This window comes from Pseudomonas sp. PS01299, from assembly GCF_029960145.1.
Lineage (GTDB): Bacteria > Pseudomonadota > Gammaproteobacteria > Pseudomonadales > Pseudomonadaceae > Aquipseudomonas > Aquipseudomonas putida_A.
Window position 1 is genome coordinate 1 of sequence record NZ_JASCPO010000194.1, and the last position, 11,321, is coordinate 11,321.

Annotated in this window: 10 protein-coding genes; 3 read left to right on the top strand and 7 right to left on the bottom strand. The window is 61.0% G+C overall.

Annotated elements, in window-relative coordinates; all coding sequences use genetic code 11:
- Nucleotides 1–99: 99 nt before the first annotated feature.
- Nucleotides 100–786, bottom strand: a complete 687-nt coding sequence (inhA, locus tag QMX91_RS24145) for an isonitrile hydratase (RefSeq protein WP_282413495.1) — start codon at nt 784–786, stop codon at nt 100–102.
- 89 nt (nt 787–875) lie between these two features.
- Between inhA and QMX91_RS24150 the strand changes: the two genes are divergently transcribed.
- Nucleotides 876–1,907, top strand: coding sequence for a GlxA family transcriptional regulator (locus QMX91_RS24150; protein ID WP_282413496.1), 1,032 nt, complete (start codon nt 876–878; stop codon nt 1,905–1,907).
- Here QMX91_RS24150 and QMX91_RS24155 read toward each other — a convergent pair.
- The 5 genes from QMX91_RS24155 to QMX91_RS24175 all read right to left on the bottom strand — a co-directional run bounded on the left by QMX91_RS24155 (nt 1,870) and on the right by QMX91_RS24175 (nt 7,555).
- Complete coding sequence (locus tag QMX91_RS24155; protein WP_135295324.1) at nt 1,870–2,508, bottom strand: BRCT domain-containing protein; 639 nt, start codon at nt 2,506–2,508, stop codon at nt 1,870–1,872. The genes QMX91_RS24150 and QMX91_RS24155 overlap by 38 nt on opposite strands.
- A 12-nt stretch (nt 2,509–2,520) precedes the next feature.
- Nucleotides 2,521–2,910, bottom strand: a complete 390-nt coding sequence (locus tag QMX91_RS24160; RefSeq protein ID WP_135295325.1) for a hypothetical protein — start codon at nt 2,908–2,910, stop codon at nt 2,521–2,523.
- Nucleotides 2,911–3,300: 390 nt separating this feature from the next.
- Nucleotides 3,301–5,127 carry a glycoside hydrolase family 15 protein gene (locus QMX91_RS24165; RefSeq protein WP_282413497.1) on the bottom strand — a complete coding sequence of 609 codons (1,827 nt, stop codon included), beginning with the start codon at nt 5,125–5,127 and terminating at the stop codon, nt 3,301–3,303.
- A complete protein-coding gene (locus QMX91_RS24170; RefSeq protein ID WP_098967997.1) occupies nt 5,120–5,920 on the bottom strand; it encodes a glucose 1-dehydrogenase in 801 nt (266 codons plus the stop codon). The genes QMX91_RS24165 and QMX91_RS24170 overlap by 8 nt, the downstream gene beginning before the upstream one ends.
- 87 nt (nt 5,921–6,007) lie before the next feature.
- The gene (locus QMX91_RS24175; protein ID WP_098967998.1) at nt 6,008–7,555 is read right to left on the bottom strand and encodes a family 2 encapsulin nanocompartment cargo protein terpene cyclase; all 1,548 of its coding nucleotides are present in this window, start codon (nt 7,553–7,555) and stop codon (nt 6,008–6,010) included.
- A 334-nt stretch (nt 7,556–7,889) separates the two neighbouring features.
- Here QMX91_RS24175 and QMX91_RS24180 point away from each other — a divergent pair, with 334 nt between their 5' ends.
- On the top strand, nt 7,890–9,062 hold the full coding sequence (locus QMX91_RS24180; RefSeq protein WP_097087672.1) for an MFS transporter: 1,173 nt from the start codon (nt 7,890–7,892) through the stop codon (nt 9,060–9,062).
- Between the two features lie 179 nt (nt 9,063–9,241).
- On the opposite strand, the gene QMX91_RS24185 is transcribed toward QMX91_RS24180, so the two are convergent.
- Nucleotides 9,242–10,375, bottom strand: coding sequence for a cupin-like domain-containing protein (locus tag QMX91_RS24185; RefSeq protein WP_282413498.1), 1,134 nt, complete (start codon nt 10,373–10,375; stop codon nt 9,242–9,244).
- Between the two features lie 132 nt (nt 10,376–10,507).
- On the opposite strand from QMX91_RS24185, the gene QMX91_RS24190 reads away from it, so the two are divergent.
- Nucleotides 10,508–11,242, top strand: coding sequence for an alpha/beta fold hydrolase (locus QMX91_RS24190; protein ID WP_134785888.1), 735 nt, complete (start codon nt 10,508–10,510; stop codon nt 11,240–11,242).
- The last annotated feature ends 79 nt before the right edge of the window (nt 11,243–11,321 follow it).

Here is an 11,321-nt window from a genome sequence, read left to right on the forward strand (position 1 = left end):
GCTCGCGAATGCGGTGTGTCAGGCGATAAAAATCTCGACGGATACACCGCATTCGCGAGCAAGCCCGCTCCCACAGTAGATCTGTGTGTGGCTGAGGAATCAGCGCAGATCGAGCTTCGCCGCCGCGCGCTCGGTGATTTCCGTGCGCAGTTTCAACGAAGGCGCTGCACGGTGCCGAGCCTCATCGACGACAGCACTCGGCGCCGTCTGCGGGCTGCCCGATTCAAACGGCGGTGCCGGCGCATATTCCAGTTGCAGCTGAATCAACTGCGCCGCCTCAACTCCCACCAGTTCGGCGGCCAGCACCAGCGCAAAGTCGATGCCTGCGGTAATGCCGCCACCGGTAAACAGATTGCCGTCGCGTACCACCCGGTCCTGCACCGCAATCGCGCCGAGTTTCGGCAGCAGTTCGTGATAGGCCCAGTGGGTGGTCGCACGTTTGCCTTTCAGCAGTCCCGCCGCGCCCAGCACCAGCGAACCGGTGCACACCGACGTCACATACCTGGCCTGCGCTGCCTGGCGTTTGATGAACCCCAGCGTCTGCTCATCTTCCATCAGCGGCCCGACCCCGGCGCCGCCGGGAATGCAGATCACATCCAGATCCGGGCAGTCGTCGAAGGTGGTGGTCGGTTTCAACAGCAGGCCGGTGCTGGCGGTGATCGGCACCAGATCTTTCCAGATCAGATGCACCTGCACGTCCGGCAGCGAGGCCAGTACGTCATAGGGACCGGTCAGGTCGAGTTGCTGCACCTGCGGAAACAACAGAAAACCGATCTGCAACGTCATGGGGTTTTTCTCCATTTGAGGGGTGGACGGCTTCACTGTAGGCGCGTAGGTTTTGGCGTATACGCCAATAACCCCACGAATTACGCCAAATGCCCAAAGTCATCCATGTACTCGCGTTTGCCAACATGCAGATTCTCGACGTCACCGGCCCTCTGCAAGTGTTCGCCTCGGCCAACGACATCGCCCGCCAACGCGGCTTGCCGGTACCGTATGCGCCGTCGGTGATTGCTCGCGAGGGCGGGGCGGTGATGTCCTCGGCGGGGCTGGCAGTACTGGCCGAACCGTTGCCGCAGCAGGCCAGCGATACCTTGATCATCGCCGGTGGCTGGGGCATTTATCCGGCGGCGGAGGATTTGGCGCTGGTGGATTGGGTGCGCGAGCACGCAGCGAAATGTCGACGCGTCGCCTCGGTGTGTACGGGGGCATTTCTACTGGCGGCGAGCGGCTGGCTCGACGGACGTCGCGTGGTCACCCACTGGACCCGTTGCGAACAACTGGCGCAGCAGCATCCGAAGCTGCAGGTCGAAGCCAATCCGATCTTCATCAACGACGGCCCGGTCTGGACTTCGGCAGGCGTTACCGCCGGCATCGATCTGGCAATGGCAATGGTCGAGGAAGATCTGGGCAGTGATATTGCTCTCGACGTCGCCCGGCATCTGGTGGTGTTCCTCAAACGCCCCGGCGGGCAATCGCAATTCAGCGTGACCTTGGCCCTGCAGAATCAGGGCAATCGCTTTGATGAACTGCACGCCTGGATCGCCGAAAACCTCACCTGCGACCTCGGCGTCCCGACCCTGGCCGAACAGGCCGGCATGAGCGAACGCAGTTTCGTCCGCCACTACCGCGCCGACACCGGCCAGACCCCGGCCCGCGCCATCGAACTGATCCGCGTCGAAACCGCCCGCCGTTTGCTCAGTGATACCGGGTTGCCGGTGAAACGGATTGCGGCCAACTGCGGGTTTGGCAGTGAGGAGACGTTGCGCCGCAGTTTCCTGCGGGCGATCGGGGTGACGCCGCAGGCGTACAGGGAGCGGTTTTCGGTCAGTGTTGGCGAAGCAGAGTCAGCGATGCCCTTAGGGGCAATTACCCGAACAGAACCTTCTGCCAATGATCTTCGCTGATGATCGCAATCGGCACGCCGCTGTCTCTCAGCTCAACGGCTTTCTTGATCTTGGTGCCGTAAGAGCTGTGAAGCCACTGATCATTGCCAATGCTGCCCACTACCAAATAGTGAATCTTTTTGCTGACGGAACCACCAATAAGGCCGCCGCGTTCGAGGATCTGCGACTCACATTCTTTACGTGGCCCATAGGCCATGACGCCTGTAAACAGGAAGACCCGATCAATCAGGCATAACTGCGGGGCAGGGTGGTCGAGAGGAAGGCTGGCCGGAGTGGTAAACGTTGGTGTTTGTGTTGGTGCGACTGGCAGCCCGGTGAACTGATGCAGCATTTCCAACAGCTCCGCAGACTCGTCGGCGTCTAGAACTCCATCACTGAGCATGTCGGCAAGACGTCTGTAAAGGATGTTCACAACCGGATCATCCAGGTGCACCAAATGGGTTTCAATCCAGGTTCTGAGAAACTCGGCTTCTTGCTGGTTGATCGTGCCGTCTGCGGCAAGCCCGGCGGCGATGCCGATGAGAGCATCGACCGAGCGCCGCTCGATTCTTGCCTGGTGAAAGAACACGCTGCTCTTAAATTCCTGATGCAAATCGACCATCGTTGCTTCTCCTTAAGCCTCGGCTTCCGCCACCTGATTGAAATACTTCGTCCGATCCGGGGTAAACGTTACCCGCATCTTCGTCCGCGAGCAGGTCAGCGAACGCTCTTCACCCAGATCAATATCCAGATCCTCGCCACGCAACCCCTGCCACTGCGCCAAGTATTTCAGCGAGCCGTATTTCTCGTTTTTCTTCAGGCTGCGGCTCACGCCACCTTTCCAGCCGAGCACCGGCAGTTCGCCGGCGAGGCATTGTTGGGCAAGGTCGGGGAAGCGGGTGGCGCGCTGACGGCCGATTTCCCAGCACTTGATCAGGCCTTTGTCGGCGGCTTCCCAGAGTTGGGTGCGGGTCAGGCCGCTGCGCAGGGGCGTGGCGATGGGGCGGTGGACGTGCTGGGTCATTCTGTTTCCTTGAATTCGGGTTTTATTGGACAGCTCCGCTGTGCCCGTTGCGGTGGATGGTAGGGGGGGATGTAACAGCTGGCAACAGGGTATTTCAGGGTGTAAGTGCAGGTTGCGGGGGAGGGATTTGCCAGGGTGTTGTTTAGAAGAAGCAGGAACAAACTACCCAAACTGTGGTGAGGGGATTTATCCCTGATCGGCTGCGCAGCAGGCGCAAAGCCAAGCAACGCGGTGCTGTTGACGAAATGCACCGGAAAAATCAGGACTGCTGCGCCGCCCGTCGGGGATAAATCCCCTCATCACAGGGGATCTGATTCTGTTTATTTCTGTGTAGGGGTTAGCCCGGCGCAGCGCGCTTATGCGGCATATTTCCTACAAACACTGGCGAAATTACGGCTGCCAAACACTCTTTTCCCCACTCAAACGCCGATCCAGAAAACTCGCCGCACTGATCAGCGCCAGATGCGTCAGCGCTTGCGGGGTGTTGCCCAGATGGCGGCCCTTGCTGTCGAACTCTTCGGCATACAGGCCCAGTGGGTTCGCGTAGCGCAGCAGTTGTTCGAACTCCAGATGCGCCTTTTCCACCTGACCGGCGCGGGCCAAGCATTCGACGTACCAGAATGAGCAGGCGGCAAAGGCGCCTTCGGTGCCGGTCAAACCGTCGATGTTGGCGTCATCGTTGCGATAGCGATAAACCATGCCGTCGCGTACCAGAGTCTTTTCGATCGCTTCAAGGGTCGACAGCCAGCGTGGATCCTTGGCGCTGACGAAGCGCACCAGCGGCATCAGCAGCATCGAACCGTCGAGCGCGGTGCCGCCCTTGTACTGGACGAAATGCCCGCGCTCCTCATCCCAGAAGTTGTCCCAGATGTCGGCATAGATCGCCTGCCGGGTCTGATCCCACTGGACGAACGGCGCCGGCAGCGAGCGTTTCGAGGCCAGGCGAATCGCCCGGTCCAAGGCCACCCAGCACATCAGTCGCGAGTGCAGGAAGTGATGCTGCTCACCGCGCATTTCCCAAATGCCGACATCGGTTGTCTGCCAGGTCTCACACACCTGATCGACCACTTCGCGCACGTGTTTCCAGCCCTGGTGGGAAATCGCGTCGCCGTACTTGTTGACCAGGTACACCGCGTCCATCAGTTCGCCAAAGATATCGAGCTGAATCTGATCGTACGCGCCATTGCCGATGCGCACCGGTTGCGCGCCGCCATGGCCGGAGAGGTGGGAGAGTTCGGTTTCCGGCAGCTCCTGGCGACCGTCGATCGCATAGAGGATGTTGAGTTTGGTCGAATTTCCCTGGCAATCGCTGACCCGACCACGCAGCCAGCCCATGTAGGCATTGGCCTCATCGACAAAACCCAGGCGCATGAACGCGTAGACGGTGAACGAAGCGTCGCGGATCCAGGTGTAGCGATAGTCCCAGTTGCGCTCGCCGCCGGGGGTTTCCGGCAGGCCAAAGGTGGCGGCGGCGAGGATTGCGCCGTGCTTGCGCGAGGTCAGCAGCTTCAGCGCGAGGGCCGAGCGATTGACCATCTCCCGCCAGCGCCCGCGGTAGTTGGACTGACCGATCCAGTCGCGCCAGAACTTCAGCGTGCGCTCCAGGCACATTTTCGCGCCGTCATCCTTGAAGCGCGGATCGTCGGCGCCACCGAGGACGAATTCGGCGTGCTGATCCTGTTTCAAACTGAAGGAGGCAACGGCCGACTCGCCATCGATGTGCAACGCCTGATCCGCCACCAGCCGCAGTGATGGCTGGCCCTCCGCACTGAAAATCACCGATTGTTGATCCATCTGCGCCCGGGTGTTGGCACGTGCGTAGTCATGCCGCACCGCGCAGCGCATGTGAAACGTCGCTTCACCGCTGACCACCCGCACCCGGCGCATCAGCAGCGGCAGGTCATCGACACTGTCGCCGATCGGCAGCAGATCGGTGATTTCCACTACGGCCTGTTCGCTGAGCCAGCGCGTCTGCAAAACGTTGGTGTCGGGCAGGTAGATCTGCTCGCGCCGGGCATCGGGCAAGTCCGGGGCGAGCTGGAAAATCCCTGCCTCGGGCGTGTCGAGCAGCGAACAGAAGATCGACGGGCTGTCGAATTCCGGCCAGCAGAAAAAATCCACGCTGCCCTTGTCGTTGACCAGTGCCGCACTGCGCAGATCACCGATGATGCCGTGGGCGTCGATCGGGCTTTGTCGTTCAGGATGATGCTCAGCCATTGCCACGAAACTCCGGATAAAGACTCATGCCGCCGTCGATGAACAGGGTGGTGCCGACGATGTAGTCAGCGGCGTCGGAAGCGAGAAACACCACCGCGTTGGCGATGTCCTCGACATCGCCGATGCGACCGTAAGGGATCAGCTCCAGCAGCTTCTCACCGGCAGCGCCTTCGGTGGCGTCCTGATTGATGGCGGTGCGAATCGCCCCCGGCGCAATGCCGTTGATACGGATGCGCTGCTGGCTGACTTCCTGGGCGAGGGTCTGCATCAACTGATCGACGCCGCCCTTGGACGCCGCATAGTTGACGTGCCCGGCCCACGGAATGCGCTGATGCACCGAGCTCATGTGAATGATCTTGCCGGCCGCGCGGGACACGCCTTCACGCACGCCCTGGCGATTGAAAATCCGCAGCGCGGCGCGAGCGCAGAGGAACTGGCCGGTGAGGTTGACGCCGATCACCGTGTTCCAGTCTTCGAGGGTCATGTCCACCGCCGGCGCATCCTTTTGCATGCCGGAATTGGCCACCAGAATGTCCAGCGCGCCAAAGGCCTCGAGGGTCTCGGCGAACAACCGTTCGACCTCGTCTTCCTTGGACACATCGGCGCCGATGGCCAGTGCCTGACCGCCGTCGGCGATGATTTGCTGCGCCAGTGCCTCGGCAGGTTCGGCCTGACGGTTGTAATTGATCACGACGGCTGCGCCGGCAGCGGCCAGCGCTTTTGCGGCAGCGTGGCCGATGCCGGAGCTGGCGCCGGTGACCAGTGCTACTTGGCGGGCGAGGGAAATCTGCATGCTCGAAATGCCTGGGTTAAGGGCTCAGTCAGCTGACCCATGGCGAGCTGCGAGAGTTCATCCGCATGCATGAAAAGATCGACACGTTCAGACGTGATAGCGGCCACTGTGCCGGTGCCATTCAAGACTGCCGGAGACCCAGCTTTTTATGCCGGTCAGAAAACGCTGCAGCAGCGGCGATGCATCCGGCAGCACGGCTTGTTCCGCCGCTTCATACAGGTGCACGATTTCGTCATGAACGTGCGCGCACTTGATCATCGCTTGTCGGGGCGTGCAATTGTGTTCGCGAGCCAGTAACTGCGGCAGATTGAAATCGCCGATTGCGGCCTGATTTTCCTTGTGTGCGGAATACAGATCGTTGGCGACGATTGTGGCGCTGGCGGCCAGCGTGGTCACGCGCCGCACGGCAGGGGCGCTGTAGATGTGTGCTGGCAGTTCGTATCCACCGATCACGTCGATCAATGACATGCAGGGTAAAAAGCTGTTGGTCTGGCGTTGAGCGAGGTATTCCCAGATGGGTGGGGTCAATCCTTCCAGGCGCCAGGCCGCTTCGGCAGTCATGGTGACAAACATGGCGATGATTTCGTGGCGTACCCTGGCCACTTGTACGGAAGATGCGAATGCCTGAACGCGGTCCATATAGGCGCGAAGCGCAACCAGTACCGGGTCACTGTTCAGTGCATGATCAAGACCGCAACGAAAGCGAGAGGGCAGGTGCGCCGGCTCCAGTGCGGCCAGCGCCAGCGAAAGTCGGGGCCCTACCAGGCGCGGTTCGGAGCCGGTTCGCTCGTCATCACAGTAGTAATCATCCACGGCAAACAGGGCGGCGATGCACTGTGCCGAAAGCAGCAGGCGATCGGGATCGTGAGTGTCGGTATGGCAAAGCATGGCGAAGCGACCGAACCCCATGGCGCGGACCTTTTCGAGTTGTCCCGCAAATATGCCGACTTCCTTGATCCATGGCATAAGCCGATCTTCGACGGCCTCGGCCAGCGCCGTATCAACCCGAAACGGCGCCGGACAATACAACGGCGGGACGGCCCAGGGTGATCTTGCCTTTTTCCCAAAAGCATCAGGCATTGATCGTGCCGCTGACGCATCGTGGGCGGCCTCGAACCATTGCCTTACACCCCCTATCCCGAACTGCTCGAACATCCGGCGAAACCAGATCGTGAACTGCTCGGGTGCCTGTTCGATCCGTTCGGTGATCTCCTCCAGCGACAGCCACTCCCAACTTTCGACTTCCTCGGGATTGGCTACCGGATCGAGCTGGCTGAGGCCGGCAAACACGTGGTCAAATTCATGCTCGATCAGTTCATTGGACATTTGCTCGTAATAGAGCATCGAGGCGACTTTTTGCAGTTTGCACGTCGTGCCCATTTCCTCCTGCAGTCGACGCAGGGCAGCGGCGGCCGTGCGTTCGCCGGGGCGAGGATGCCCGCAGCACGTGTTGGTCCATAATCCGCCGGAATGATATTTGCCCAACGCGCGTTGTTGCATCAGCATCCGACCTTGTGAGTCAAAGAGCAGAATCGAAAATGCGCGATGGCGCAGTCCCTGGTGATGCACTTTCATCTTTGAGGCTACACCGGTCTGGCGATCCTTGGGCGATACCAGAATAAGCTGTTCTTCCATGGCAAGGCTCCTTGGCGCGTGCGCTATGGGATAGTGCTCAAGAGCAGTTGCCCGTTCATTCAGGAGCGGTACGCCATTGAGTCAAAGCCTCATGAGAACTGCAATCGCATGAAAAGGCACCTGTAAAACCTGACAGGTGTGCGCGATTTTCGACGATTGGTTATGTGATTCCAGACGTCGGCGGCAATGCCATTGGTCTTGGGGAGCGATCCTGGGAGAGTGCCTGGAATCGCAAGGTGTCGAGTTTCGCGCCTTCACATTCCACCAACAATTCCCCGCTTCCACGCTCATCAACCTTTATGGCAACTTGGCGGCCCCTGATGAGGCTGTACCCATGGCAAACCCCTACCGCGAATTATTCACCGCCCCCGGCGCCCGGGCTTTTGTACTGGCCGGGATGATCGCGCGCATGCCGATTTCCATGACCGGCATCGGCGTGATCACCATGCTCTCGCAGCTCAAGGGCGGGTACGCGCTGGCCGGTGCGGTGGCGGCGACTTTTGCCCTGGCCACGGCTTTTTGTGCGCCGCAGGTGTCGCGGCTGGTGGATCGTTTCGGCCAGGGTAAAGTGCTGCCGCTATCGGCGTTGATCGGTGGTGGGGCGCTGTTGATGTTGCTGCTGTGCACGCGTTTGCAGGCGCCGACCTGGACCCTGTTCATCTTCGCCGCGCTGGCCGGCTGCATGCCGAGCATGTCGGCGATGGTGCGCGCGCGCTGGACCGAGATCTATCGCGGCCAGCCGCAATTGCAGACCGCCTATGCGCTGGAATCGGTACTCGATGAGGTCTGTTTCATCGTTGGCCCGCCACTGTCAGTGGGTTTGTGCGTGGTGGCGTTTCCCGAGGCCGGGCCGTTGGCCGCGCTGTTGGCGCTGGCGATCGGGGTGACGGCGTTTGTCGCCCAGCGCAGCACCGAGCCGGCGGTGCATCCGCAGGAATCACAGCATCAGGGTTCGATCATTCGCTCGACCGACGTGCAATGGCTGCTGGCGTTGATGCTTGCCATGGGCGTCATCGTCGGTGTGGTCGATGTGGTCAGCGTCGCGTTCGCCCAGCAGCAGGGCCAACCGGCGGCGGCGAGCATCGTGTTGTCGGTGTACGCCATCGGTTCGTGTCTGGCCGGTATCGCGTTTGGCGCGATGCGTTCGAAACTGCCGTTGCCGCGGCTGTTTCTCTACGGTGGGGTGGCGACGGCGGTGACCACGCTGCCGCTGTTGCTGGCGAGCAATATTTTCGGTTTGTCGCTGGCGGTGTTTGTCGCGGGATTGTTCTTCTCGCCGACGCTGATTGTGGCGATGGCGTTGATCGAACGCATCGTGCCGCCGGCGAAACTGACTGAAGGCCTGACCTGGCTGGTGACGGGGCTGAGTATCGGCGTGGCGATCGGCGCCGCCGGCTCGGGCGCGTTGGTGGATGCGTTTGGCGCCCGCAGCGGATTCTGGCTGGCGATTATGGCGGGGGCGGTGGTGTTGGCGTCGGCGTTTCAGAGTTATAGGCACCTGAAATAACCCGGCCATCGCGGGCTGTTGTGGTGAGGGGATTTATCCCCGATGGGCCGCGAAGCAGCCCCAAATCCAGCCAGCTCTTTCCTTCAGAAGAAGCGTGCCGGGTGAGTTTGCGACTGCTGCGCAGTCGATCGGGGATAAATCCCCTCGCCACAGAGTTATCCACACAGACAGCGGATGGGTTACCAACCCCGCCCCGAATTCACCCAGAAATTCACCGACAGTGACGTCGACACCGACTCCACCTGATGGAACCAGCCCTCCGGCAGAAACAGCAGATCCCCGGCCTCCAGCGTCACGCGCAGGAACGTCACATCGCGTGCTGCGGGAAAGCGCTCATAGTCCGGTGCGTCGGGGTTGAAGTCGCAGCCGTCCAGGCCACCCTTTGGCGCTGTCGACCAGGTGCCCAGTGCTTCGCGGTGATGCGGGGCGGCGAGGGTGAACTGCTTCTGGCCCCAGACCTGCGCGAACAGGTTGTCGGTGTCGTCGCGGTGCAGCGGCGTCAGCGTGCCTTTGGGGCCGATCCAGATGCGTGGCGGGATGAACAGCGAAGCATCGAAGTAGGGCGGGTACTTGATCTGCTGCAGCAATTGCGCCGGCAGGATGTTGTTGCCCATGTAGGCCGGTGGTTCGCCGTCAGCCCGTTTGACTGCCGGTTGGTCCAGCGAGGCAATGAACTCGGCCATCGACGTCGAGCGGAAATCACGTTCGGTGGAAAAGGTTTTCTTCACGTAATCGCCGTGGCGGGTGATGCCCTGCAGTTCGGCGAAATGCACCAGTGATTCCTCGCGACTGAGCTTGAACAGCGGCCAGTCCTGCAGGGCGTTGCTGATCACCACCGGGATGCCGTTGGGCAAGTATCTGCTTTTGAATTCGCTGACCGACAATTCATTGCGCGCATGGCGCTCGATGCGGGTCTGCACCGGCAGCCCGGCGGTGAGTTGTTCGCTGAAGCGTGGCGGGGTCGGGTAGCGCTTGTTCATGTCGACCTTTTGCGCCACTGCGCCACCGTGCATCGCATGCTCGATGATCTGCGGCAGCAGCGTCGCCAGGCCCATGTTGCCGCCGATTTTCAGGCGTCCGCTGGCGAACAGTTCTTCGACATTGACTCGGCCACCCATGATCCCGAGAAAATCGCTCTCGGCGACTTCAATGGTCACGTCGGGGCTGGGATGGCGTCCGGGCGCGGTGCGGCTGCTGGCCTTGACCTCCGACCAGTAGGCCTGCTGCGGGCCAAACACGAATTGGAAAACGCCTTCGATGCCGACGGCACCGGCGTTGGCGAACAACTTGCCCAGGATGCTCTGCAGGTCCACGGTGAATCCTCGTTATTGGTTTTGGCCTGAACAGTTAACGAGCGCCTGTTGGCGCAATTTACCGGCGCGCGACTAATTTGCCGGGGGCGTAATCCGTTTATCTCTACAGACAAATTTTTCGAGGAAAGCCGGGTGAACAAGCTGACCCTGCTGTGCCTGCCGTACTCCGGCGCCAGCGCCATGGTCTATAGCCGCTGGCGGCCAAAACTGCCGCAATGGCTGCAACTGCAACCGGTGGAACTGCCGGGGCGCGGTGCACGTTTCGACGAGCCGCTGCACACGGATATGCGGGCGCTGGCGATGCAACTGGCCAAGGAATTGCGGCCGAATCTCAAAGCGCCGTATGCGTTGTTCGGCCATAGCCTGGGCGCGCTGCTGGCCTGCGAAATCGCTCACGCGCTGCGCGCATTGGGCTGTCCGGAACCGGTGGCGCTGTTTGCCTCGGGCACGGCGGCGCCGACGATGCGCGCCGATTACGATCGCGGTTTTGCCGAGCCGAAAACCGACGCCGAGCTGATCGATCAATTGCGCACGCTCAACGGCACCAGCGAAGAAGTGCTGGCCAATGCCGAGCTGATGAGCCTGACCCTGCCGATCCTGCGCGCGGACTTCTTGCTCTGCGGCAAATTCGAGCCGTTGTCGCGGCCGTTGCTCAACTGCCCGGTGCACGTGCTGGGCGGCAAGGCGGATCGCGCGACCACCGAACAACTGATCGGCTGGAGCAAGGAAACCCGTGGCAGCTTTTCAGTGGACATGCTCGCCGGCGGGCACTTCTTCATTCATGAGCATGAAGCCAAAGTGCTCAAGGTGATCAAGGATCAGCTGGAAGGGCATCATCGCCGGCATATCATGGCCGCAATCGCCTGAGCAGCGCATCACTCAATGTGGGAGCGGGCTTGCTCGCGAAAGCGGTATTTCAGTTATTGCATCGTTGACTGACACACCG